The 23,984-nt window shown below is 67.3% G+C and carries 25 protein-coding genes and 1 tRNA gene; 17 read left to right on the forward strand and 9 right to left on the reverse strand.

Going from position 1 to position 23,984, the window contains the following annotated elements; genetic code table 11:
• Nucleotides 1-9: 9 nt before the first annotated feature.
• Together EV645_RS06440 and EV645_RS06445 are read right to left on the reverse strand one after the other, a co-directional pair.
• Nucleotides 10-480: a GNAT family N-acetyltransferase gene (locus EV645_RS06440; RefSeq protein WP_130440704.1), complete on the reverse strand. Its 471-nt coding sequence runs from the start codon at nt 478-480 to the stop codon at nt 10-12.
• Nucleotides 481-498: 18 nt separating this feature from the next.
• Nucleotides 499-1,887: a UTP--glucose-1-phosphate uridylyltransferase gene (locus EV645_RS06445; RefSeq protein WP_130440705.1), complete on the reverse strand. Its 1,389-nt coding sequence runs from the start codon at nt 1,885-1,887 to the stop codon at nt 499-501.
• Between the two features lie 65 nt (nt 1,888-1,952).
• Here EV645_RS06445 and EV645_RS06450 point away from each other — a divergent pair, with 65 nt between their 5' ends.
• From EV645_RS06450 to EV645_RS06460, 3 genes are read left to right on the forward strand one after another with little or no spacing between them, the layout of a single operon-like run.
• The gene (locus tag EV645_RS06450) at nt 1,953-2,513 is read left to right on the forward strand and encodes a 5-formyltetrahydrofolate cyclo-ligase (protein WP_242000240.1); all 561 of its coding nucleotides are present in this window, start codon (nt 1,953-1,955) and stop codon (nt 2,511-2,513) included.
• Entirely contained in the window at nt 2,506-3,411 is a 906-nt protein-coding gene (locus tag EV645_RS06455) for an aminoglycoside phosphotransferase family protein (protein WP_130440706.1), read from the forward strand. The genes EV645_RS06450 and EV645_RS06455 overlap by 8 nt, the downstream gene beginning before the upstream one ends.
• Nucleotides 3,411-4,469: a serine hydrolase domain-containing protein gene (locus EV645_RS06460; protein ID WP_242000241.1), complete on the forward strand. Its 1,059-nt coding sequence runs from the start codon at nt 3,411-3,413 to the stop codon at nt 4,467-4,469. The genes EV645_RS06455 and EV645_RS06460 overlap by 1 nt, the downstream gene beginning before the upstream one ends.
• Nucleotides 4,470-4,472: 3 nt before the next feature.
• Here EV645_RS06460 and EV645_RS06465 read toward each other — a convergent pair whose 3' ends face one another.
• Nucleotides 4,473-7,013, reverse strand: coding sequence for a penicillin acylase family protein (locus EV645_RS06465; protein WP_130440707.1), 2,541 nt, complete (start codon nt 7,011-7,013; stop codon nt 4,473-4,475).
• A 78-nt stretch (nt 7,014-7,091) separates the two neighbouring features.
• On the opposite strand from EV645_RS06465, the gene EV645_RS06470 reads away from it, so the two are divergent.
• The 4 genes from EV645_RS06470 to mscL all read left to right on the forward strand — a co-directional run bounded on the left by EV645_RS06470 (nt 7,092) and on the right by mscL (nt 9,145).
• Nucleotides 7,092-7,553, forward strand: coding sequence for a DUF1203 domain-containing protein (locus EV645_RS06470; RefSeq protein WP_130440709.1), 462 nt, complete (start codon nt 7,092-7,094; stop codon nt 7,551-7,553).
• Nucleotides 7,554-7,630: 77 nt separating this feature from the next.
• Nucleotides 7,631-7,963 carry an FmdB family zinc ribbon protein gene (locus EV645_RS06475; protein ID WP_130440711.1) on the forward strand — a complete coding sequence of 111 codons (333 nt, stop codon included), beginning with the start codon at nt 7,631-7,633 and terminating at the stop codon, nt 7,961-7,963.
• A 55-nt stretch (nt 7,964-8,018) separates the two neighbouring features.
• Nucleotides 8,019-8,636: an SAF domain-containing protein gene (locus EV645_RS06480; protein ID WP_242000242.1), complete on the forward strand. Its 618-nt coding sequence runs from the start codon at nt 8,019-8,021 to the stop codon at nt 8,634-8,636.
• A 104-nt stretch (nt 8,637-8,740) separates the two neighbouring features.
• Nucleotides 8,741-9,145 carry a large conductance mechanosensitive channel protein MscL gene (gene mscL, locus EV645_RS06485; RefSeq protein ID WP_277876981.1) on the forward strand — a complete coding sequence of 135 codons (405 nt, stop codon included), beginning with the start codon at nt 8,741-8,743 and terminating at the stop codon, nt 9,143-9,145.
• A 33-nt stretch (nt 9,146-9,178) separates the two neighbouring features.
• Here mscL and EV645_RS06490 read toward each other — a convergent pair whose 3' ends face one another.
• The 3 genes from EV645_RS06490 to EV645_RS42160 are packed head-to-tail and all read right to left on the reverse strand — an operon-like array spanning nt 9,179 to nt 10,465.
• Complete coding sequence (locus tag EV645_RS06490) at nt 9,179-9,685, reverse strand: GNAT family N-acetyltransferase (RefSeq protein ID WP_130440713.1); 507 nt, start codon at nt 9,683-9,685, stop codon at nt 9,179-9,181.
• Nucleotides 9,686-9,695: 10 nt separating this feature from the next.
• Nucleotides 9,696-10,328: an alpha/beta fold hydrolase gene (locus EV645_RS06495; protein ID WP_130440715.1), complete on the reverse strand. Its 633-nt coding sequence runs from the start codon at nt 10,326-10,328 to the stop codon at nt 9,696-9,698.
• Nucleotides 10,325-10,465: a hypothetical protein gene (locus tag EV645_RS42160; protein ID WP_198681487.1), complete on the reverse strand. Its 141-nt coding sequence runs from the start codon at nt 10,463-10,465 to the stop codon at nt 10,325-10,327. The genes EV645_RS06495 and EV645_RS42160 overlap by 4 nt, the downstream gene beginning before the upstream one ends.
• A 213-nt stretch (nt 10,466-10,678) precedes the next feature.
• Here EV645_RS42160 and EV645_RS06500 point away from each other — a divergent pair, with 213 nt between their 5' ends.
• The 6 genes from EV645_RS06500 to EV645_RS06525 all read left to right on the forward strand — a co-directional run bounded on the left by EV645_RS06500 (nt 10,679) and on the right by EV645_RS06525 (nt 15,398).
• Nucleotides 10,679-11,284, forward strand: a complete 606-nt coding sequence (locus EV645_RS06500; RefSeq protein WP_242000243.1) for a hypothetical protein — start codon at nt 10,679-10,681, stop codon at nt 11,282-11,284.
• Nucleotides 11,285-11,521: 237 nt separating this feature from the next.
• Complete coding sequence (locus EV645_RS06505) at nt 11,522-12,715, forward strand: alpha/beta hydrolase (protein ID WP_157997017.1); 1,194 nt, start codon at nt 11,522-11,524, stop codon at nt 12,713-12,715.
• A 92-nt stretch (nt 12,716-12,807) separates the two neighbouring features.
• Entirely contained in the window at nt 12,808-13,302 is a 495-nt protein-coding gene (locus tag EV645_RS06510) for a SigE family RNA polymerase sigma factor (RefSeq protein ID WP_242000244.1), read from the forward strand.
• 12 nt (nt 13,303-13,314) lie between these two features.
• A complete protein-coding gene (locus EV645_RS06515; RefSeq protein WP_130440717.1) occupies nt 13,315-13,920 on the forward strand; it encodes an META domain-containing protein in 606 nt (201 codons plus the stop codon).
• A 219-nt stretch (nt 13,921-14,139) separates the two neighbouring features.
• On the forward strand, nt 14,140-15,303 hold the full coding sequence (locus EV645_RS06520; RefSeq protein ID WP_242000245.1) for a S1 family peptidase: 1,164 nt from the start codon (nt 14,140-14,142) through the stop codon (nt 15,301-15,303).
• A gap of 22 nt (nt 15,304-15,325) precedes the next feature.
• Nucleotides 15,326-15,398 (forward strand) — tRNA-Arg (locus tag EV645_RS06525).
• Nucleotides 15,399-15,588: 190 nt separating this feature from the next.
• On the opposite strand, the gene EV645_RS43340 is transcribed toward EV645_RS06525, so the two are convergent.
• Both EV645_RS43340 and EV645_RS06535 read right to left on the reverse strand, forming a co-directional pair.
• On the reverse strand, nt 15,589-16,056 hold the full coding sequence (locus tag EV645_RS43340; protein ID WP_130440719.1) for a GFA family protein: 468 nt from the start codon (nt 16,054-16,056) through the stop codon (nt 15,589-15,591).
• Nucleotides 16,057-16,195: 139 nt separating this feature from the next.
• Entirely contained in the window at nt 16,196-17,755 is a 1,560-nt protein-coding gene (locus tag EV645_RS06535; protein ID WP_130440721.1) for a DUF1254 domain-containing protein, read from the reverse strand.
• 363 nt (nt 17,756-18,118) lie between these two features.
• On the opposite strand from EV645_RS06535, the gene EV645_RS06540 reads away from it, so the two are divergent.
• From EV645_RS06540 to EV645_RS06550, 3 genes are all read left to right on the forward strand, one after another.
• A complete protein-coding gene (locus tag EV645_RS06540; RefSeq protein ID WP_198681489.1) occupies nt 18,119-19,687 on the forward strand; it encodes a DUF1254 domain-containing protein in 1,569 nt (522 codons plus the stop codon).
• 39 nt (nt 19,688-19,726) lie between these two features.
• Nucleotides 19,727-20,458 carry a ZIP family metal transporter gene (locus EV645_RS06545; protein WP_130440723.1) on the forward strand — a complete coding sequence of 244 codons (732 nt, stop codon included), beginning with the start codon at nt 19,727-19,729 and terminating at the stop codon, nt 20,456-20,458.
• A 168-nt stretch (nt 20,459-20,626) separates the two neighbouring features.
• Entirely contained in the window at nt 20,627-20,980 is a 354-nt protein-coding gene (locus EV645_RS06550; protein ID WP_130440725.1) for a carboxymuconolactone decarboxylase family protein, read from the forward strand.
• 6 nt (nt 20,981-20,986) lie between these two features.
• Here the strand turns inward: EV645_RS06550 and EV645_RS06555 are convergent, their stop codons facing one another.
• A complete protein-coding gene (locus tag EV645_RS06555; RefSeq protein ID WP_198681490.1) occupies nt 20,987-23,233 on the reverse strand; it encodes a winged helix-turn-helix domain-containing protein in 2,247 nt (748 codons plus the stop codon).
• 168 nt (nt 23,234-23,401) lie between these two features.
• Here EV645_RS06555 and EV645_RS06560 point away from each other — a divergent pair, with 168 nt between their 5' ends.
• A complete protein-coding gene (locus EV645_RS06560) occupies nt 23,402-23,935 on the forward strand; it encodes a potassium channel family protein (protein ID WP_157997018.1) in 534 nt (177 codons plus the stop codon).
• The last annotated feature ends 49 nt before the right edge of the window (nt 23,936-23,984 follow it).

Consider the following 23,984-nt stretch of genomic DNA (forward strand, 5'->3'; position numbering starts at 1 on the left):
AGCCTGACCCTAATCCACACCCTCCGGGTGGTTGCCCCAGGTCATGCGGACGTCCGGTGCGCGTTCCTCGTTGGCAGTGCCATCGGTACGGCGTACCTCGACGAAGCCATGGGATTTGTAGAAGGACTGGGCGCGGGTGTTGGTCTGGAACGTCCACAGCGCCAGACCGCCCGGGCGGAGGTCCTTGGCGAGGTCCACGAGGGTCGATCCGATGCCCTGGCCAGCCGCCTCCGGTACGACGTACAGCTGGTCGAGGTCGTCACCGTCGAGGGTGAGCACCGCCACGATCCGGTCGTCGTCGAGCGCCAGCCAGGTCTGCGCGTCGGGCAGCAGCACGTCCGCGAACCACGTCGCCACCTCGGCGGCGGTGTGGATCGCCGGCGGCAGCTGCGAGCCGTCGGCATGCCGCGAGCGCCACCAGACCGCGGCGGCCTCGTCCGTGTCGGACGGCTCCAACGGCCTGATCAGCAGGTCGTCCATCGCACTCCCCCGAAGCGTTCAGCTGCTCAGTTCGGTCCCGTCGGGGATGACCCGGCGCTCGCCGGCCGGCGCCTCCACCTCGACGTCCCCGACCACGACCACATCCTTGCCAAAGGCAACATCGCCGCGGACCTCGAGCCGGTCGGCGCGGACCAGCGACGGCGGCCCGGCCGCGAACCGGGTGTCGAAGTCGGCGAGGATCTTGAAGTACTCCGGGTCCAGGTCGACGTACGGCTCGTCGCCCTCGTGCGTCGTGGTCAGGTCGCCGGCATCGTCCAGCTCGTAGACGTCGGAGCGCAGTACGAGCAGGTCGTTCGTGGTCTTCACCGGCTTGAACCGGGTGCGGTCCACGATCACCGCCTGCGAGCCCTCGAACGTCTCGATCGCGGTGCCCATCGCGGTCTCGAGCTGGATCACCTTCGGCGAGGACGAGTCGGCGGGGTCGACGGTCTTGCGGTTGACGATGATCGGCAGGCCGAGGATGCCGTCGTGCCCGTCCATCAGCTCGGCGAGGCGGTCCAGGTCGATCCACAGGTTGTTGGTGTTGAACGTCTTGTGCCGGGTGACGTCCTGGAAGTACTGCGTGTCCTCGTCGGCGACCTGGGCGCTGTCGCGCAGGATCAGCCGGCCGTCGGACTTGCGGACCGCGACGTGGCCGCCCTTGCGGTCGGAGCGGGTGCGCCGACAGACCTCCATACCAAACGGTACGGTATGTTCCGCCATCCACGCGGCGATCCGGGGATCCGGGGTCGCGCCGAGGTTGTCGGCGTTCGAGATGAACGCGTGCCGGAAGCCGTGCTCGCGCAGCGCGTCAAGGGTGCCGGAGGCAACCAATGCGGTGAACAGGTCGCCGTGGCCGGGCGGGCACCAGGCCAGCTCCGGGTCCGGCTCCCACTCGGCCGGCGTCAGGTCGTCGGCGAGCAGCTTCGGCTCCATGTTCTGCATGAAGTCGAGCGGCAGTCCGTCGATCGCGAGGCCGTCGTACTCGCTGAGGATCTGCAGCGACTCGGTCTTGGTGCGGAACGAGTTCATCAGCACCAGCGGCAGCGGTACGTCGTACTTGCGCCGGGTGCTCAGGATCTGGCGGGCGATGATGTCGAGGAAGCTCAGCCCGTCCTTGACCTGCAGCGCGGACTTCGGGCCGGTGACGCCCATCGACGTACCGAGCCCGCCGTTGAGCTTGATGACCACCGTCTCCGCGAGCGCGGCGCGCATGGCGTCCGGATCGGTGTCGAGGTGATCGAGGTGCGGCAGCTCGCCGACCGGTTCGATGTCGGCCTCGTGGATCTTCCCCTGCTGCCCCGATTCGAGCAGCCGGTAGTAGTGCGTGAAGACGCGTATTGCAACGTCGGCAGCACCGGCTGCACGCATCTTCTCCTGCGCTTGTCTGAGACCCACCTCACCCATGCACCAACCCTAGGGGACAGCCACCAATCCGAGTGTTGCCCGCGTCACCCTCATACGATCAGACGGTGTTTGAGTCGAAGGCCACGGCGCGGCAGCACTTCCTCGGTACCCGGGAGCGGCGCGCCCATGCGGAAGGGCTGCTGACCTGTGCCAAGCAGGTGCTGCCCGACGTCCACCGGGTCGCCCTGTACGTGTCGATGGGTCCGGAGCCACAGACCGGTGCGCTGATCGACTGGCTGCTCGCCACCGACCGCGAGGTGCTGCTGCCGATCCTGTACGCCGACAACGACCTCGGCTGGGGCGTCGCGCCCGGTGCGGCCGACCTGGTCCCCGGTCGGCTCGGTCTGTCGGAGCCGCCGACCGATCTGGGCTCGGACGCCATCGCCACCGCCGATCTGGTCATCTGCCCCGCCGTGGCCGTCGCCCGCAACGGCGTACGTCTCGGCCGCGGCGGTGGCTCGTACGACCGGGCACTCGCCCGCATCCGCCCTGGTACGCCGGTCTGGGCCGCCGTGTACGACGCCGAGATCGTGGATACCCTCCCGTCCGACGCGCACGACCACCCGGTGGACGCAGCGCTCACACCAACTCGCTTGATCCCGCTGCAAAGATCAGGAGATGACTGAGACCGCGGTCGAAGCCGCAGCCACAGCCGCACGCTCCCTCGGCCTGACGGTCACCGACCCGCTGGTGCTCTACACCGCCTTCTCCACCGTCGTTCACCTGCAGCCGTCGCCGGTGGTCGCACGGGTCCCGATGAACCTCCCCGGCGGCATGAAGGAGCCAGAGCCCGCCGTACGACGGCAGCAGCGCGAGCTGGACGTCGCCTGGCTGGCTGCGCAGGGCGTACCTGTGGTGCAGCCGACTCCCCTGGTGCCACTGAAGCCAGTGGAGCAGGACGGGCTGTCCATGACCTTGTGGACGTACGTGGAGGTGGATCAGACCGCCCAGCCCGACTACTTCGCCGCCACCGCTCGCGTGACCGAGCTGCATGCCCAGCTCGCGGACTACCCCGGTGAACTGGCCTGGATGACCCCGCTACGGCTGATCGGCTCAGGTCTGGGGGTGGCCGAGGCAGTGCCCGGCCTGTTCGAGCAGGACGACGTTGACCGGGCACGGGCCGAGTGGAAGATCCTTGAGTCCGTCCTGACCAGCCGGGCGGCCTTCGAGGCCATCTTCCCGTCAGCAACCGTCCAGCCGATCCACGGCGATGCCCCGTCCTGGAATCTGATCACCACGGTCGACGGGCCGCTGTGGGCCGACTTCGAGGACGCGACACTCGGACCGATCGAATGGGACGTCGCCGGCTTCGGCCCTGACCTGTGTCGGGCGTACGACGAGGCGGCGCGGACTCGCGGTCTGCCCACACTCGACCCGAAGATCCAGCAGGTGATGGATCTGGCTCGCGCGCTGCAGGTCCTCGTCTGCGCCCCGCTGGTCCCGCAAATGCCGGCTCTGGCCGACGGGATCCGGATGTTCGCAACGCAGTGGCGCGCGATGCCGTTCGCTGGTGGACTGAGCTGATGTTTCAGACGTACGTCGACAACGGCGTGGTTCCCGGACTCATCAGCCTCACCAGCCGAGGCGACGAAACACGGGTCGAGGTGCTCGGCAAAGCGGCGTACGACGGGCCGGAACTGCAGCGGGACAGCCTGTTCCGGGTGTCGTCGTTCACCAAGTCGATCGTCGCAGCCGCGACCATGATCCTGGTCGACGAGCTCCGGCTATCCATGGACACACCGGTTGCCGACGTCCTGCCGGAGCTGGCGCATCCCGTCGTACTGCGGCAGCCGGATGGAGCGCTGGACGACACAGTGCCGGCGGACCGGCCGATCACGGCGCGGGACCTGCTGACCTTCCGGCTCGGGCTGGGCGAGTCGGATGACCCGGCACTGCGACAGCGCGAGGAGGAGCTGGACCTCCACACGTTCGGACCGCCTGTACCGCGGACTGCTTTGGAGCCGGACGAGTGGATGCGGCGGCTCGCCACGCTGCCGCTGCAGTACCAGCCCGGTGAGCAGTGGCTGTACTCGACCGGCTCGCACGTGCTCGGCGTACTGATCGCGCGTATTACCGGTCAGCCACTGGAGGAGTTCCTCCGCGAGCGGATCTTCGAACCGCTGGGGATGCGCGACACCGGGTTCACCGCAGTAGATCCCGCTCGGCTGACCACGGCGTACGTGGGGGACGACGTACTGGATCCGGCCGCGGGCAGCCAGTGGCTGACGCCGCCGCCGTTCCCGGATGCGAGTGGTGGGCTGGTGTCGACAGTCGACGACTTCCACGCGTTTACGCGGGCGCTCCTGCACGGCGGTCTGTTGTCTCCGGCCGCGGTCGCGGAGATGACGACCGACCAGCTCACGGCGGGGCAGCGAGAGGCAGCCAGCGGCTTCCTCGGGCCGGACACCGGCTGGGGGTACGGCATGTCCGTCGGCGGTGGACGCTACGGCTGGGCGGGCGGACTGGGCTCGCTGTGGTCGACCACTCCTGCCGACGGCACCATCTCGATCCTTCTGACCCAGCGGGCGCTCTGGACCTGGCCGGAGGAACTGTTCGCCGAGGCCAGCGCGCCCGCTTGGTGACAGCTAGCGGTCCGGCTTGGTGAAGGTCAGTGAGTGCTTGCGGGTCGCCTCGACGGCGCCCTTCGTGAAGGCCCACTGCAGCGTCTGGCCCTTGACCCACAGCTTCGTCTGATCGACGTAGTTGGAGGAGAACGCGTGCCCGGAGACGCCGGTCAGGTTGATCCAGCGGGACTGGTCGAAGTCCGACAGGTCGACGACCATCCGCATCGACGGGGTCGCGGTCACGTCGTACCCCTCGGCCGCGTCCCAGGCTGTCGCGTCGACGATCGACGTACCGCCGCCGAGCTCGTAGGGGCCGCGGTTGAAGATCTTCTCGACCAGTCCGATCCCGGACTTGCCCAGTGTCTGGTTGGTCAGCGTGAGCTTGTGCAGCTTGCCCCACTGCCAGTTGACAGGCTCGCGGGCCATCTTCTGGGTGATCTCGGTCCGCGCGTTGACCAGGGCCTCGCGCAGGATGTCGTCGCGGCTCTCCTTCTGCGGAGTACCGATGTTGTCCCACCAGCCGCTGTTGGGCTGGCCGAGCAGCGTGTGGACCACCTCGAACCAGCGCGAGCCGCCGTCCGGCCAGGTGCCCTCGGGGAGCTGGTCGTGGAAGGTCAGCGCGAGCAGGTTGCGCCAGACCACGTTGAAGTACGCGGCCGCGGCGGAGTCCGGCGGCTGGGTGAAGTCCCAGTTCCGCAGGGTGTCCTGGCCCTGCTTGTCGAACGAGTCGTCGATGCTGATCCGGAGCAGGTACGGCACCAGCATCTCGGCGACCTTGCTCTTGGTGTCCAGCTGGATCGACGCCATCGCGTTCGCATCCAGCTTGCCGGCGGACTTGATCCGGTCGAGGATCTGCTGACTTCGGTAGCCGTAGTCCCACGTGTTCGTCAGGTAGTAGGTGTACGTGTTCGGCACCACTGCCTGGTTGGCGGTGACGATGATCCCGCTCGGTGGATCGAACTCGGTCGGCAACGCATCGAAGGGTATGTAGCCCTTCCAGTAGTACTTCGGGTCCCAGCCGGGCACGGGCCAGTCACCGCGACCCGTGGCACGGATCGGGATCAGTCCGGGCGACTGGTAGCCGATGTGGCCGTCGGTGTCGGCGTACACCAGGTTCTGCGAGGGGACCTGGAACTGCTGCGCGGCGGCGCGGAACTCGGTCCAGTTCTGCGCGGTGTTGATCGCGAACAGCGCGTCGGCGGTCTTGCCCGGGTTGAGCGCGGTCCACTGCAGGGCAACGCCGTACGCCGTCGGGTACTTCGCCTGGGACGCCGCCTGCTCGCCGACCTTGCGTTCGTCCTCGCCGACGTCCGAGATGAGCGGACCGTGCCGGGTCTCGCGGACGGTGATCTTCACCGGCTTGTCCTCGCCGGCGACCTTGAACGTCTCCTCGCGAGTGGCCATCGCGCGCCACTTGTTGTTGTAGAGGACGTTGTTGCCGTCGATCCGCTCCAGGTACAGGTCCTGGACGTCCGGGTCGAGGTTGGTGAAGCCCCAGGAGATGGCGTTGTTGTGGCCGATCACGACACCGGGCAGACCGGAGAAACTGAAACCGGAGACATCGAAGGGGCAGGCCTTGCCGACGTTGTTGCAGTGCAGGCCGACCTGCGTCCAGATGCCCGGCATGGTCGCGCCCAGGTGCGGGTCGTTGGCCAGTAGTGGCTTGCCGGTGGTGGTGTGGTCACCGGAGACGACCCACGAGTTCGAACCAACGCCGTCACCCTGGCCGAGCAGCTCAGGCAGGCCCTTGGCGACGCTCTGCACAGAGTCGAGTGACTTGAGCAGGTCCTGCGTCAGCATGCCGCGCCGCAGCTCCGGGCTGACCGCCGCAGTGGTGAACTTGCCGTCCGTGCCGATCGAGCCGCTCGACATGATCGGCTCGTTCCGGTCGTACGGGTACGGCGGGTAGAGGCTCTCGATGTTGCGCGCCGGGAACGCGGCCAGCAGCTTCGTCCGGGTGATCTCCTCGTCCAGGTTGCCGCCCAGGTCCCACGCCATCGCCTTGAGCCAGGACAGCGAGTCCGCCGCGGTCCACGGCTCCGGCGTGTAGTTCTTCGGGCCACCGGGCTGCAGGGACAGTACGCCGTACTCCAGGCTGAGGCCGGAGCCGTTGTGCGTCGACAGGTACGAGTTGACGCCGCGGGCGTAGTCGTCGAGGTACTCACGGGTGCTCGGGCTGAGCAGCGGCAACTCCTGCTCGGCGACGCGCCGCCAGCCGAGAGTCCGGACGAACTTGTCGGTCTCGAGCGCGTCCTTGCCGAACAGCTCGCTCAGCCGGCCGGAGGTGACATGGCGGCGGAAGTCCATCTCGAAGAACCGGTCCTGCGCGGCGACGTACCCCTGCGCGGCGAACAGGTCGGCCGGGGTGTCGGCGTAGATCTGCGGGATCCCGTTCGCGTCCCGGACCACGTTGACGTCGCCGTCGAGCCCGTTCAGTTCGATCGATCCGTCGTACGTCGGGAACGAGTGGCGGACGACGAAGATCACGGTCCCGGCGATCACCACGAGGACCGTGGCGAGGGCGATTCCGCTGATGACGACGAGTCGAAGCAGGCGAGGCACGGACCAACCGTAGAGAATCCCCCCGCACACCCCAAATGGGGTCCCTCACAACTTTGCGTTGCTCTGCGTTCCCTCGACATGAACGCAGAGTTGAGGTATGAGGGCGTCCCCGGTTCCGAGCTGGACCGCATTCGCTGCAACAGCTACGACGATTTCGGAAACGCCGTCGTTTCGCGGACGTCGGGTGGCGGCGAGCCGCTGCGCTGCTGCCTGACGCTCGCCGGCGCCGGTGAGCGGATCGCGCTGGTCGCACACCGGCCGATGGAGGCCGGCGGCCCGTACGCCGAGGTCGGGCCGGTCTTCGTGCACGTGACGGACTGCTTGGGGCCGGACGAGGGCTTCCCGATCGACTTCCGGGATCGGCGGGCGGTACTGCGGCCGTACGACGTGGCGGGTCAGATGCTGGACGGTGTTGTCGCAGAGGCTGGGACGAGCGAGACCGAGCTCAAACGACTGTTCGAGGACCCGGCCGTGGACACCGTTCAGTCGCGGAACCTGGTGGCCGGTTGCTGGAACTTCACGGTGCGCCGACAGGCCTGAGTTGGAATACTTCGGGCCGCTGGCGCATTATTAGCAGTCGGGTAGTAGGAGTGCCAGCGGCTTGAAGGGATCCGACCGTGCCGACGTACCAGTACCAGTGCACCGACTGTGGTGAAGCGCTCGAGGTGCGCCAAAGCTTCACGGACGATGCTTTGACCGTGTGCCCGAACTGCCAGGGCAACCTGCGCAAGGTGTTCAACGCCGTGGGCGTCGTGTTCAAGGGCTCCGGCTTCTACCGCACCGACAGCCGCTCGTCCGGCAAGGGCTCGGTGCCGGCGAAGTCCGAGTCGTCGAGCTCCAGCAGCTCGACGTCTTCGTCGTCCTCGTCGTCGGAGTCTTCCAAGTCCTCGTCGGCCTCGAAGGACTCGTCGTCGGGCAGCTCGTCGTCCTCGAGCACCAGCGCCGCCTGATCTTTGTCTGTGGATAACCGGTAGGGACGCCGGAGAAGTTCGTATCTTCTCCGGCATGAAAATCCCTTCCCTGTTTCGTGATCTGCTCCGTGCCGCCCGTTGGCACCGCCGACTCCTGGCCGGCGTTGCCGCCGCGGCTGCGGTGTACTTCGGCCTTCTCGCCCTCTCTCCTTCTCCACCGCCGACGGTCGCGGTGCTGGCCGCCGCGCGCGACCTGACCGGCGGAGCTGTGCCCACGCTCGACGACCTACGTACCGTCGACCTGCCGCCGGGCGCAGTGCCTTCCGGTGCCCTCAGACCCGGCGCCGATCTGACCACGCGGCTGCTGAGCGGACCGGTCAGAGCTGGCGAGCCACTGACCGACGCCAGATTCCTGGCGCCACCAGCCGTGCCGTCCGGCTCGCTTGCCTATCCGTTCCGCGTCGACGACGCCGACATCAGCGCCCTCCTACGGGTCGGCGACCACGTGAATCTGTACGCCGCTTCGAGCACAACCGCCGACGCCGCGAGCCTGCTCGCCCGAAGCGTTCCAGTAGTCGCTCTGCCGGCGCCGCGGTCAGCCACCGCCGGCGCGCTGATCGTGGTCTCGACAACGCCGGAGATCGCCGGCCGACTGGCCCAGGCCAGTACGAACTCACGCATCACCGTGGCGCTGACACCCGACACGAGCTGATCACCCAGCGAACAGGTGGCCGCACAATGCGTTGCCGTGCGGCGCGGTACCTCGCTCTCGGATGCCCGCGGCCCTACGTTTCTCGGGTACAAACCACCCGCTTCGTGGAGGCAACCCACATGCTCAAGGGCTTCAAGGAATTCGTCATGCGCGGGAACGTCATCGACCTCGCGGTCGCTGTCGTCATCGGCGCAGCATTCACCAAGATCGTCGGCGCATTGGTGGACGGGCTGATCAACCCGCTGATCGCGGCGATCTTCGGCAAGGCCGACATCAGCGGCGTCTGGAACTTCGACGTGAACGGCGCGCACTTCTCGATCGGCCTGATCCTGCAGGCAGCGCTCAACTTCCTGTTCGTCGCCGCGGCGGTCTACTTCTTCATCGTGATGCCGCTGAACAAGCTGGCCGAGCGCCGAGCCCGTGGCCAGGAGCCGGAGCCCGACCCGCTGACCACCGAGCAGGAGCTGCTCACCGAGATCCGCGATCTGCTCCGCACCCGCCAGCCGTAAGACCGGCCACCAGGCAGGTGGGCGCAATTAACCTCAGCCCCTGAGCTCGCCGGCGCCCACCTGCTCACCGGCGTACCGCATCCAGCGGTACGGGACCGGCTGGCCGTCGTTCCACTCCTCCATCAAGGCGGCGGGGACGTCGACGAAGCCGCTGCCGTGGTAGGCGCGGATCGCCGCCGCGTTCTCCGGGCGGACCCGGATGAAGACCTCCGAGTACCCGGCGTCCAGCGCCGGCCCGAGCAACGCCCGGACGAGCTCGCCGCCGACCCCGCGGCCGCGGAGCGTCGGGTCGATGATGATCCGGGCCAGTTCGACCTCGTCCTCCTCGTCGTCCAGCCAGATCTCGCCGTAGCCCACCGGCTGGTCGCCGTCGAACAACAGATAGGAGTGGATGTCCTTCTCGACCGTCCGCCAGCTCGTCAGCAGGTCCTCCGGGAAGGGGTACTCCACCCGCCCGGACAGCAATGCCACTTCCTTCGCATCAAGTGCCCAGCTCGCGACCTGGACGCCGTGCTCGTCGGAAAACCCCCGAAGTTCCACGCTCTCCCCCTCAGTTGACGAACTCCACGATCGTTCGCACCAGCTGATCCAGGTACTGCGCGCTGTTCCGGAAGGCGGGCGTCGGCGGTTCGGGACACCCAGCCAGCTCACGACTCCCCCGGATCGACTGCAACAACGCTTCGACCGTCTTCCGCTGATGCGACGGATTCTCCGGTACCGACGGCAGTACCGCCACCCGAATACGTGTCAGGCCTGCGAGTTCCTGGTCCGTCACACCACGCAGAACGCCGCCGGCGAGCAGGCTTTCCGCGGCATCGGGCGGGCAGCCGCGGTTCACCAATCCGGCCCGGGCGCGTTCGTTAGCGGCGGCGTCGTCGCCGGTCGCGGGCCAGGCCAGCAGGAGGCGATCGACCACCTCAGGAAACTTCAGCGCCAGCAGCACGGCGACGGTACACCCATTGGAGGCGCCAACGATTCTTACCGGCCCGGCACGTTTCGCCAGCTGTTCACCGAGAGCCTCGACCTCGACGTCCCACCCACTCGCACACTGCGGCCGGTCCGGCGCGAGCACCTCCACGCCGTACGACGTGAGTCCCTCGTGGATCCCCGTCGTACCCCAGAACGCCGCTGCGTCCATGGCTTCCCAGAGGCCGCCGTGGACGAGTAGCGCGGTCGCGGTCATCCGTGGTGCGGGGGGACCTCGTTCAGGATGCGCTCGTCGTCGTCATTGCCGAAGTCGTTGTCACCCCAGGTCCGCGGGTCGTCGTCGCGGGTCTGTTCGGGCAGCAGCGGCTCGTCGTCTTCGTACGGGCTCGTCATGTCTCCAGATTACCGAGTCGCCGGGGCGGTCCGGGAGTGAGATCTCGCGGGAGTGATACTGGCGACCAGCGCGTGGACGTTACAGGTCTGCCTCGGTTGCGGAACGATCAGGCGGCGTGACCGGAACGACGCGCCGCCGTGATGTTCTGGCACGCATGACGTGACGCCCTTCCAGCATCATGGGTGACCTTGCCAACCCGGAAGGACCGAGTCGTGAGTGCATTACGGACACGGAGCCTGATCGGTGCGACGCTCGTCGTGGCTGTTCTCGGTGTTACCGCCGCCTGCGGTAACGAGAACGCCACCTCTCCGCCCGCCGCCCAGCCCACGGACACGCCGACCACCCCCGGCACCCCTACGCCGTCACCCAGCCCCAGCGGCACACCTAGCACCGACTGCCCCGAGACCATCGCGGCCGTCCGCGCCGCCGCCGACAAGGCGGTGTGGGGCCAGGGTGCGGCCACGTCAGTGTTCCACCCGGTCAGCGTGACGATCTGCCAGTACGACGCCCCGGCGTCCGGGCAGGACTACGCGACCGTCACCACGAAACGCAACGGCACACAGGCGACCGACCTGTTCGCCCTGGTCAACGCGGCGAAACCCGTCGCCGAGAAGCCGAGCATCTGCACCAAGGAACTCGGCCCGACCTACGTCCTGCGGTTCACCGACAACGACCGCGGCGTGCTGTCGATCACGGCTGAAGCCTTCGGCTGCCGCCGCCTGGTGGCGACCTCGCTGGAAGGCCAGGGCAAGCCGGGCGCCCTGCCGGCGCCGCGGCAAGTATCCGCCGAGCTGATCAAGTCGCTCGGCCTCCGCTGACCCCCCGCGCCGGACGCGCACCCCGAAGCCGTCCGAAGCGGGGTCAAACCGCGCCTGCCTTGCGGGTCCCTCCAGAGGTCGATCCGCGAGGCAGGTTGCGGCGGCCGGCGCGTTGCCGCACCCTGATGCATGCGAACGATCCGGCTGCTGTGCGCGCTGGTCCTCGCCTGCAGTGCCTGCTCAGCGCCATCAGACCACAAGCCCTGTACAGCAGGCTTTACGTGTACGACGTTGCACGTGCCGCTCGACCGTCAACGACCGGACGGCCCGTCGCTCGATCTCGCAGTCATCGCCGCTGACAACGTCGACGCACCACGCGGCGTACTCCTGCTCCTCACAGGAGGCCCTGGTCAGCCCGGCGTACCACTGCTCCCCAGCCTCAAGCGCAACGTGCATCCTGACGTGCTGCGCGAGTACCGCCTCGTCATGCTCGACCAACGCGGCACAGGTCCGAGCGGTATCAATTGCCCTTCATTACAAGAGACTGTGGGCGGATCGGACTTCCTGACACCGCCTCCAGCCGCCGTCGACGAGTGCGCTCAGCGGATCGGCCCAGGTCTCGGGTACTACGGCACGCCCGACACCGTCGACGACATCGAGCAGCTGCGTCAGTCTCTCAAGGTCGACAGGCTGACGCTGGACGGTACGTCGTACGGGAGCTTCACCGCGGCGCAGTACGGCTTGAAGTATCCGGACCATGTGCAGTCGCTCGTGCTGGATTCCGTCGTACCGCACAAGGGCTTCGACCCGATGGGCGTCGATCTGATGGCCGCAACCGGGCCAGTACTCAGGGCCGCGTGCCGTCAGGATCCAACCTGTACGACGGATCCGGTGGCGGACCTGGCGTGGCTGGTGCAGCACGGCGTCAGTGGGACCGACCTGATGGAGACGCTGTCGGTCGCGAGCCTCAACTCGGTAAACCCAACACTCAAAGGGATCCCAGCCACTCTGCACGCCGCACGCGCCGGCGACGACACCGGTCTGAAGGAGCTCTTCCAACAAACCACCAGCAAGGGTCTCGCGTACGGCACCCTCTCGGCCGGCCTGCACATGGCCACCCTCTGCTCGGACCTCCGCTTCCCGTGGTCCGGCAAACCCAATCGCGAGACCGCTCTCAACGACGCCGTACGACGGTTGGACCCGAAGCAGCTGTTCCCGTACGACGTGGCGACAGCGCGCAGCCAGCTGATGATCCAGGGCTGCCTGCGCTGGCCGGCCGCCCGCGTGTCGACGTACCCGGCCGCACAGCAACTGTTGCCACGCACGCTGATCCTGCACGGGAGCAACGACCTCTTCTGCCCACTGGACTGGTCCAGATGGGAGCAGGCGCACTCACGGGACGCGAAGGTGGTCGTCATCCCCGGCAGCGGACACAGCGTCCAGCGCGATCCCCGCGGGCAGGAAGCGGTTCGAGGATTTCTGCTCGACTAGAGATCGAACTGTGTGGGAATGGTTGCAGCACGTGGGCGGCTGGATGCGTCTAATAGGTGTGAGGAGTTGTACGCCCAGCCAGGGAGTGGCGAGTGGAGTTCGAGGAGTACGTATCCGCCCGTGGACAGGAACTGGTGCGGCTCGGGTTCACGGTCTCCGGCGACTACCAGCGTGCGGAGGACCTTGCACAGATCGCGTTGATGCAGGCGTTCCGCTCGTGGCGGAAGGTGCGCAACGCGGACGATCCACACCACTACGTCCGGCGCATCCTGGTGAACGAGTTCCTGTCGATGACCCGGCGGCGTTCGTACAGCGAGGCGCCGACGGCCGAGCTCGACCCGCAGGGCGCAGTACCGGATCACGCCACGGACATCGCGAACTCCGACGACCTCTGGCGAGCGCTTGCCACCTTGTCCGCCCGGGAACGGGTCGTGCTGGTCCTGCGCTACTACCAGGACCTCGACGACCAGACGATCGCCGACGTGCTCGGCATCAAACCGTCCTCCGTGCGTGCGACCGCGAGCCGGGCGCTCGCCTCGCTACGGGAATCCAAACTGCGCTTATCCAACAAGGCCAAATCGCATTGATGAGAGGTTGTCGTGAGCAACACCGATCTCGAGGATGACCTGCGGGGTACTTTCGAACGCGCCGCCGCCTCGGTGCCAGAGTCCAGCGGCCTGACCGAGCGCGCCACCACCGGCGCGCAGCGGGCGCAACGGCGTACGTGGATCATCTCCGGCGCGGCCGCCGCCGCGGTCGCGGCGATCGCCATCGCCGGCTTCGGGCTGGCCGGCTCGAACAACAAGCCCAGCCAGCCGCCCGTCGCGGGTGGGCAGGCGCCGGTCTCCGCGACCCCGACGCCGCAGCCGCCGACGGCTCAGACGGTGTCGGGCACCTGGCGGCCGCTCCAGATGGCCGGGTTCAAGGCGCTGAAGGCAGCGCGGCCGAGCGATCCGGTGCTGGTGTTCCGCGCTGACGGGACGTGGACGGGTTCGGACGGCTGCAACGGACTGCAGGGTACGTACAGCATCGGCCAGCGCGGCGCGTTCACCGCCACGTCCGGCCCGCAGCATCTGATGGGCTGCGACAACGTGCCGCATACCGGCGTACTGAAGGCGGCCAAACGGATCGCGATCGACGGGGACACGCTGCAGTTCTTCGACGCCGACGGGCGTCAACTTGCGAGTTACGCTCGCGCACGGTAGTCGCAATTTGCTCGCGGACGGTGATCGGCCCTTGACGGAAAGGAGTCTCTGACCGGACCATCTAGTGGCCGGTCCACCGATCTTGGGAGCTTTGTGCGACTCTCTGTTACCGTCCCTCTGCTCACCCTCGGCTCAGCTTCACTCTTCGCAGTCGTCCTCACCGTGCCCTCTTCGGGCGCGGTCGCGGGTACTGCGGTGTGTTCCCACGGACAACCGAGTGTGAGCTCGACCGAGGCGACGCGGTTGTCGCAGCCGACCTCCGCGTCCGACGCGCGACCGCTCGGCGAGTCACTCGGCGACGGCATCTCCGCCGCCGTCGGTTCGCTCGAGCCGCTCGACGCGACCGGCCGTCCCACCTCCGGCCTGCCGTACGGGCTGAGCCAGGGCGTCATCGGCGTGGTCGGCTCGGCCACGACCGGGTACAAGGTCGTCGTCGACTCGGCGCGGCTGGACGCAAAGAAGTACCAGTCCGCGATGGCCCGCAACCTGCCCGCGGCCGGCAAGCAGCTGGTCCGCGTGGAGCGCAGCTGCCGCTCGGCCCAGTCGATCGCCGATGCCTGGAACGCCGTCGGCGCCCGCAACTGGTCGTCCGACGCGGGCCGTACGACGTACGCCGCGGACCTCGACCCGGTCACTGAGAACGTCGTCGTCGAGTACGACCAGGCGACCACCTCCCCCGCGTCCCTGGCCGGTCTCCGCAAGCTGTCCGGCGTACAGGTCGTTGCCAGCTCGCTCGCGCGGACGACCCGGTTGAGCGACACCCCGAAGGGCGGCCACTGGGGCGGTGCGCGAATCACGTCCGCGCTGAAGAACTGCACCGCCGGCTTCTCCGTCGTACGGCGTTCCAATGGCCAGCGCGGCACGGTCACTGCAGGCCACTGCGGTGCTGCCGGCACGGTGTGGAAGTCGGGCACCAACTACTACGGCACCACGACGCTGCGGACGAACTACCCGGACTACGACCAGTCACTGGTCACCGGCAGCGCATACGGCGCGAAGATCTGGACCGACGGCCCCGGCGACACCGCCGACACCCGCACCGTCACCGGCGGCGCCGACCCCGGCGTCGGCACAGTGGTCTGCCAGTCCGGCAGCTTCAGTACGTCGCTGTGCGGCCTGACGGTCCGTTCGAACTCGGCGAAGTACTGCGACTCCGACGGCTGTACGACGTACGTCATGCGCGCCACCCGCGGCGGACTGGTCGCCATCATCGGCGGCGACTCCGGCGGCCCCGTCTATACCCGCCGCGGCGCCGGCTCCGCCACCGTCCGCGGCATAGCCTTCGCCGGCGCCGGCTGCGCCGCCTCCCGCTGCACCACCCTCTACGCCGAACGCTACAAATCCATCACCGGCCACCTGGGCGTCACAGCCCTGACCGGCTGACCGCTAAGCTGTCCCCGCGTGCGCCCCCGTAGCTCAGGGGATAGAGCGTCGGTTTCCTAAACCGTGCGTCGCAGGTTCGAATCCTGCCGGGGGCACCCTGTGATGTCTCAAGACATACCGGACAGGTGAACCCACGTTTCGTGGGTTCGGCTGTTTGCTATTTGGGGTGTTTGCGGGCTGGTCCTGGGGGTCTGCCGGTGGGTCGGGGTGACCACGCCGGTGTCGTCGACCTCACGAGATCACCGTGCCATGAGCGGATGCGCTCCTCATGGGGTGCCGGCGTGGTCACGCTCGTGGGCCGCCGTGTGATGTTCCGTCGTAGTCATAGTGCGGCATCGGAAGGGCTGAGGGGTTCATCGCCCACGGAGCCCCGTAGGCTTCGAAGCCGGAGATCACTGGCGGCGGGAACGTCGGGTCTGTGAAGCCGCCGACTCCGACCCCGACGAAGTCGGGTGCGATGGAGATCTCCCAGTACACAGTCGAACCGCACTCAGGGCAGAAGTGATACGTGGCCCCGCCGCTGTCGCAGGAGCGATACGTGACCGGCTTCCCGCTGTCGCTGGGAAACGTCCACGTCGTCGATCGGCCTTCTATCGTCACATGCTCGATCGGCAGTCGCGCTTGCGCGCTTGACACGGTGCCGGTCCGCTTCTGGCATTCGTAGCACTGGCAAAGGGAGATGCGCGCTGGGTCTGGGCCTTCGTAGGTCAGACTGAGCTGTCCGCAGTTGCACGAACTCTTACGGGTGGCCATTTCCCCTCCTGTTTTGGTGCTTCATCGTCGTCACGGCTACCTCCTAGGCGGTGGCGACGCCACGGCCCGCCGTACCGAACGTGAGAGTGCGGGGGTCGAGCTGGTCCCATCGGCAGTCATGTGGTGGCAGGGCGTTCCGTCAGATCGGCTCGATCTCTGAAGGTCGCCAGGTCTTGTCGAAGTAGGACTGGAGTGGGTTGTACAGCCGGAGGATCGGGAACCAGCCCTTGTCGGGGTTAGTTTGGAGCCAGTTCGATTCCTTGCCCTCGGGTGCGGTGGGGCCGAAGTAGATGTCGGTCGAGCCGTCGGGGTTGGTTTCGACCGTGCCCGACTGACTCCCGAGGTCCGGCATCGCTTGGTCTGTTTGGAGCATGGAGCGCGTCTGACGGTCATAGGCCATCACCGACCAGAACCGGCTTTCGGGGATGTCGGGCGGCAACGTGATCCGGTAGGAGCGCGCGCCGTCGAGATAGTCGCCACGGGAGTCGCGGGTAGCGAAGATGTATTGCGAGCCGATCCCGGTGAGTCGCATGCACATCGCCGGAGTGACGCCGGTGTACGCGTAGAAGAATGCGATGCGGGCGTTGTGCTTGCGGGCGCCGTCGCTCGCGGACTGCTCGACGCCGTTCGGAGTGATCAGCGGTGGTGGGGTGAGGAACTCGTAGCCCTCCCACATCATGGTGAACCACGCCGAGTCCGGGTAGAACGCCCAGCCTTCTCGTTCGCGCGGGTCGAGCGCCAGCGTGCGGGCGGTCGCGTTGCCCACTTTGACAGCGTCGCTGAGGATCTTGCGCATCCGCGCGTCGGGTGCGAACGGTTGTCCCTTGACGATCCCGACCGAGGCGAGCAGCCCTAGGATCTCGGGGTTCCCTGCTTCCACCGGTTCAGCTTGGACAACTTCGTTGATCAGACCCCAGTACGAGCCATCGACCGGCGGGATCGTGCTGAACGACTTGTGGACCGCGTCGACGAAGCGCGTCGGCGCGGGCTCGGTCGCGGGTCCGAACGGGCCTGCACCGGAGAGGTACGTCGCCACTGGCGACCCCACCCCGCCCGGCTGGTACGGATAGATCTTCAACCCGTTGCGGATGACTTCGAGCGCCGGTGCAGGGTCGTTGTCAACCTTGAACGCTCGAGCGAACCACCACGCCCGCGTCGTACGGCAATGCGACACGAAGTACCCGTCGTCCGGGAGCGGACCGTCATAACCCGGTCCGACGATCAGGTAACGCCCGCCGGCACCTCGGTCCCGCCCGGGGAGCCCCATGTCGGTCACCCAGCCGAACCACATGTCGTCGACCCCACCCAGGATTCCCGTCGGCGGCCCCAGTGCGGGCAGTTCGACGACCATCGGGCCGTTCGTCAAGTCGAGGAACGAGATGAAGTACAGGGTGTCGCAGTTCGCGGTCAGGAACAGCGACTCCGAGTCCATCAACTCGGGGAACGCCAGGACGTCGTTGTCCTCGACGCCGATGGCCAAGAATCCTCGGCGCATCGCTGCCAACGACGCGCCGGGGAAGCTGTTGATAAACGCCTCGACGCCGTGCATGAAGTCGAGGTTGTCGTACAGCAGCGTGGCGGTCGCGTCCGACGGTGCGCCATCGTCGAACTCCAACGTCCCGAGGCTTGTCTCGACCTTGTCCGGCGTCGAAATCGACGTCAACGTCTCGGCGGTGACGCCGCCCTGCTGTGCGCTCATCGTGACGCTCCTTGGAGAGTGTGGCAAATTGTCGCTTCCTGGCCGAACGTATGGCCGAACGCGAGCGTCCGTCGTCATGCAGGTTGGGTGATTGGCAGCGCGGGTCGACGAGAGTTCACGACGCCGCACAGAGTGCAGCTGTCGAGTTCCGTCGTAAGCGCTCCAACGGGGCCTTCTGTCGTACGGTCGCAACGCCATTGAATGGCCGATCGGCCACCGCGCGCGTCACTCATATCATGTGAATAGCCATCCAGACTGGCAGCCGACCAGGCGCAGTGCGAGCTTCATTCGGTCTGTGTGATGACCCGGGCAAAGGCCGAATCTACGTTTCAGCTAGAGGAAACCGATCTGGAGGAGGCTGCGATGTCCGCCGATGTGACCATGACGCCTGTGCCGGCTGCGATCACGACGCCGTCGAGGGTGGAGGCAGGGATCGGCACTCTGGAGTTCACCGACGGCTACCCGACGAGGACGACCGCAGAGAATCTGCGTGACCACCTGGACTACCTGCACGGCGTCGAGGCGTTCATGAACTCGATCCAGGGGGTGTCCTTGTTCGCCATTCGCAAGGGGTTCCAGGACGCGGGGATCGCGGATGGCGATGTGCTGATTTTCTCCGGGCTGATGGACTCCCGGTCGCTGTTCCTGACCGCGAACGCCGACACGGTCTACTTCTGGTCCTTCCACGACCTGTCACAGGGCCCGTTGGTGGTGGAAACTCCGGCCGAGACGCTGGGCGTCTTCGACGACATGTGGTTCCGCTGGATCAGCGACTTCGGGCTCCCCGGTGCGGATCGCGGCCAGGGCGGCACCTACCTGCTGGTCGGCCCCGGGTACGACGGGCCGCTGCCCGAAGGCGGGTTCTACGTGCGGCACTCGCGCACCAACCACGTGACCTTGGTCGGCCGGGCGTTCATCAACGAGAACCCCGGCGACGACCCCGGGCCGACTGTCGACCGGATCAAGGAGCAGCTGAAGGTTTACCCGTACGTTCCCGGTGGCGTGGGCAGCAGCATCGGCGCCTTCCTGACGGGCAAGGGGCGCCTCGGTCAGCCGGGCAGTCCGCAGAGTCCCCGGTTCGTCGAGGGCACCGGGCTCGCGATGCAAACGGTCCCACCCAACGATTTCGGCCACTACGAGCTCCTCGATGCCCTGGTGCAACTGGAGCCGGCCGAGGCGCTCGACACCGAGCTGGCCGGTCAGTACGCCGCCCTCGGGATCGTCAAGGACGAGAAGTTCGCTCCCGACAAACGGCTGCGGGCCATCCTCGACGAGGCGGTTGCTGTCGGCAACGCCGCCTCCCGGACCGTCGGTATGGGTGCCCACCCGGCCGAGGGCTTCCGCTACTACGAGGGTGACTCCGCGTGGTGGAACATGCTCTTCGTCGGCGGGTTCGAGTTCACCAACCCGCCGCCGATGATCACCGCCGACGGGATCGAGTCCTTCCCGAACAAGGGTGCCCGCCGGCTCCATTCCCGGACCTCGATGTTCTACACCGCGACCGTCATCACCCCGGCCATGTGCATGCGGCTGCCCGGCGTCGGCTCGCAGTACCTGATCGCCAATGTCGACGCCACCGGTGAAGCCTTCGACGGTGCGAAGACCTATCGGTTGAGGCTGCCCAAGGACATCCCGGCGGCCCGGTTCTGGTCGCTCACGCTCTATGACAACCAGACCCGCTCCATGCTGCAGACCGAGCAGCTCTATCCACGGGCCGGCAGCCAGGAGTACCCGTCCCCCGCCGCGGAGGCAGAAGCGGACGGCTCCAGCGTCGTGTACTTCTCGCCCACCCGGCCCGACGATGTCGAACCGGGCAACTGGATCCAGACCGACCCGGCGAAGGGCTGGTTCACCGTCCTGCGCCTGTACAGCCCGCTGCAGCCCTTCTTCGACAAGACCTGGCGACCCAGCGAAATCGAACTGGTGAGCTAGCCCTCGCTGGTCCTTCCGCTAGCAGAGAAGAGGCTGGAGATGGGTGCAGCGTTCGGATGGGGGACGTTGGCGGCCTCTTCGCTGGTCATCGGCGCACTGATCGCGATCTGGCTGAAACTCAACCTCCGTACGATCGGGTTGATCATGGCCTTCGGCGCCGGCGTACTGATCAGCGCGGTCGCGTTCGACCTGATCGAGGAGGCAGCCAGCAAGACATCCGGTCACGGCGCGGTCGCGTGGGGCCTCTTCGTCGGTTGTGGCGTCTTCTACGGCGGCGACCTGCTGATCTCGCGCCTGGGCGGCGCTGATCGCAAGGATGCCACCGGAGATCAGAAGGACGGCTCCGCCCTGGCCATCGTGCTCGGCAGCGTGCTGGACGGTATCCCGGAGTCGATGGTGATCGGTCTGACGATCTATGAAGGGGGCGCGGTGGGGGCCGCATACCTGGCGGCGGTCTTCATCTCCAACCTGCCCGAGGCGATCTCGTCGACGACCGGCTTGGCGACCAGCGGCTGGAAGCACTCGCGGATCCTCTGGATGTGGATCGGGATCGCTCTTGTCTCGGGGCTCGCCTCCCTGGCCGGGTACGGCCTGTTCCAGAACTCCTCACCCGAGACCGTCGGCTTCATCCTGGCGTTCGCGGCAGGTGCGATCATCACCATGCTGGCCGACACGATGATGCCCGAGGCGTTCGAGCACGGCGGCAGGCTGACCGGCGTCGTCACGACGCTGGGCTTTGCGGTCGCGTACACCATCCACTCGCTGGATTGATCGGCTGGACAAACGCGGCGGACTCCCGATGCCGGCCCAACCCGCCGCCCGAATTCACGTCATGTGAGTGATGCGGGAGGTGCGGCTCCGCCCGTTCAATGAAACTGTCCCGAACCGGGACCTGTCCAACGACGGGCCGGGTCGTGCTGGCCGGAAAGGAAGCGTCCCTTGGACTACATCGCCGTCCTACGCCGCCTCTCTCTCCACGACGACCAGGTCGTTGCAGATGTCCTCGGCAGTGCGGACACTCAGCCCGCGGGGCTTGATCCGATTCTCGATGAGAGAACGGTCGCGCTGGTGCGGCTTGCAGCTCTGGTCGCGGTCGGCGGAGCGGTTCCGTCGTACGGCGCTCAGGCCGACGCCGCGGTCGATGCCGGTGCGACGGCTGCCGAGATCGTCGAGGTGCTGGTGGCCGTCATTCCGGTCGTCGGGCTGCCGTGCGTGGTTGCGGCGGCCCCGAAGCTGGCGCTGGCGCTCGGGCAAGACGTCGACGACGCCTTCGGGATCCCGCCTGATGGGTGATCGGGGTCAGCCGCCGAGCAGACCGATCCTGGTGGCCTGTTGCACCGCGTCGTTGCGTGAGGAGACGCCGAGCTTGCGATAGATGGAGGCAATTTCGGAGCTGACGGTGTTGCGGCTGACGAAGAGCCGTTGCCCGATCGCGCCGATCGTCAGGTGCGTCTGCAGGTAGGGCAGCAGCCGTAGCTCCGCTCCGGTCAGCGGTGCTGCGCGGGTCGCCGCGCTCTGGGCGTTGGCCGCCACCGTCTGGCGGACCTCCGATACCTGGTCGACGAGCGCGCCCAGGGCCGGCCGGTGGCGCAGGATCTCGTCGATCTCTCGCAGGAGATGGCGAGCCGTGGCCTGATCGCCGCGCGTCGAATACGCCTTGGCGAGCTGCAACCGGGCGCGCACTGCGAAGAAAGGCAGCACGAACGTGCACGACGGACGGGCCCGCATGGCTTGAGCGAGCTGCCGATCCGCCGCTTCCAGATCGCCTCGGTGCACCGCAAGGCGCGCCGCCGCAGCGAAGGCCAGCACGCTGACCGCGTAGTCGTACAGCCGATGCTCATCGACAACCGCGAGCGCCCGTTCGACGCGCTCGGTAGCCTCGGGCCAGCGCCCGTGATCCATCGCCAGCAGTGCGAGCTCGGCCTCGCCGTCGACGACGGTGTCGGTGTTGCCGAGCGTCGCCCCGATACTGACCGCCTCGACGAACAGCACCCGCGCCTCGTCCAGGTCGGCGGCGAGCAGATGCGCGTGCGCGGACAGTAGTACCGCCGTGTCGAGCCACGGGCTCCACGTCGGCTCCTGGGCAACCGCGGCGTTGGCGTCGACCATCATCTGCTCAGGTCCTGAGGCGCACATGACGGCGCGCAGCATGGCCCGGCCAGAGTCGAACGATGCCGTACCGTCCACCGGCACCTGGTCGAACGATGCGGCATCCACGATCGCCGCCCACCGTTCGGCCGCCGCGGTCTGCCCGGTCAATGCGGTCACCCAGCCTGCCAGTACGGCGAGCGGTGGATATCCCTCGACGGCAGAGTCGCCGAGCGTCGAGAGCCACCGCTGGACGGTCGACATCTGGCCGGCGTTGTACGTCGGCAGCACCAAGGCTGTGACCAGCTGGACGCACCGGTCTCCCGCGGTGGTGTTCAACAGATGCTCGACTGCCAGCGCCGGAGATCCGTTCGACTCGTACCAGTCGGCGGCGCGCAGATGCAGTTTGACGAGTACCTCGGGCTCGACGCGCCGCAGCTCCGCGAGGAGGAACTCCCGGTACAGGGCGTGGTACCGGAACCACTCCCGGCGCCGGTCGAGCGGAATCAAGAACGAGCTCGATGCCTCCAGAGCACGAAGCCGTGCCTGCCCGCCGGATTCGCCCATGACGGCGTCACACAGCGGGGCACACAGCTGATCGAGCACCGCAGTACGCCGCAGGAAGCGCTGGGTCTTCTTGGGCATCAGCATCAAGGACTCGCGGTACAAGTAGTCGGCCACATAACGGTCGTCGCCGGAGACTTCCAGTCCCCGGTCGCGGTCGTGGCCTGCGATCACAGCGGCGAGGTAGAGACCGACCGGCCAGCCCTCGGTCCGCTCGGTCACCGCGGCCGCCAGCTCGTGAGAGATGCCGATGCGGGCCTCGGCGAAGATCTGCTCGGCGCCGGTCTCGTCCAGGGCCAGGTCGTCCGCGTCGAGTTCCACGGCTTCGCCTGACGCGCGGAGCCGCGGCAGGTGGGGCTGCTCGAACCGGCTTGCCGCGACCAGCTGGGAGCCGTCGGGTATCCCCGAGATCGCCACGCCCAGGGCGTCGTGACAGGCCGATGCGTGGAGCTCGTGAAGGTCGTCCACCATGAGCACGAACGGTTCCGGACTCGACCTGAATGCAGCCGCGAGGCGGGGCGCGGCACGTCCCAACACATCCACGCACAGGCCGCCCATGTCGGCGGCCAGACCAGCGTTGTCCGGCGAGACCCGAGCGAAGGCCGATGCCAGCAGTGTGAGCAGAACCGCGGGGTCGTCGTCGTAGCGGTCCAGCGACACCCAGCCGACCGGACGATCCTCGGCGAGCGCCCATTGCGCCAGCAGGGTCGTCTTGCCGTAGCCCGCGGGTGCGGTCACACCGACGACGCGGCAGCCGCCCGCCCGCGTCGCATCGATGATCGGGGCGCGACTGACCGAACCCGGGCGAGGCTGTGGAATCGAGAGCTTGGCCTCGAGCAGGGATTGGTCAAGCTCAACCGCAGCCGGAGCCGCGGCGCCAGGTCCCTCCCACACGACCATGAACCTACGTTTACCGGGACATGAGGACCTCATCCCCGGCGTATGAACCGAACAGCAGGTTCACGCAGTCTGCATGATGCGGCGCCTTCTCATTGCGAGTGCCATCAGAGCATCGAGCAAGCGTTTGGCGAGGAGGTCAATCATGGCGACGGTGAACCGACTGTGCCCACAAGACCACTGACGGCGCGGCGGCGACGGTGGCTGATCGCGCGAGGACTGCTCCGGGCACTCGTCACCGCGGTAGTGATGGTTGCCCTGTACTATGTCCTGCCCCTCGATCGCCGGTCTGACGCCGCTGTGTTCGTCGTGCTCGTGGTCGGCATTGTCCTGCTCGCGGGAATGATCGCCTGGCAGGCACGAGCGATCGTCCGCTCCGACTATCCGGGCATCCGCGCGGTCCAGGCCCTCGCCTCCACGACTCCCTTGTTCCTGCTGCTGTTCGCGTCCACGTACTTCGTCCTGAGCCTCGACGATGCCGCGACGTTCACCGAGCCACTGACCCGGTCGGACTCGATCTACTTCACCGTCACCATCTTCACCACGGTCGGCTTCGGCGACATCTCGGCCAAAGCCGAGACCACCCGGCTCGTCGTCACCGCCCAGATGCTGCTCGACCTCGTAGTGCTGGGACTCGGCATCCAGGTCATCCTCGGGGCCGTGAAACAGGGCAAGGCGAACACCGACACCGAGACCTGACGGGTGGCATTTCACACGATGTAGGTGATTCAGCATCGGATATGCGCCG

Origin of the sequence: Kribbella rubisoli (assembly GCF_004217145.1) — a bacterium.
Taxonomy (GTDB): Bacteria; Actinomycetota; Actinomycetes; order Propionibacteriales; family Kribbellaceae; genus Kribbella; species Kribbella rubisoli.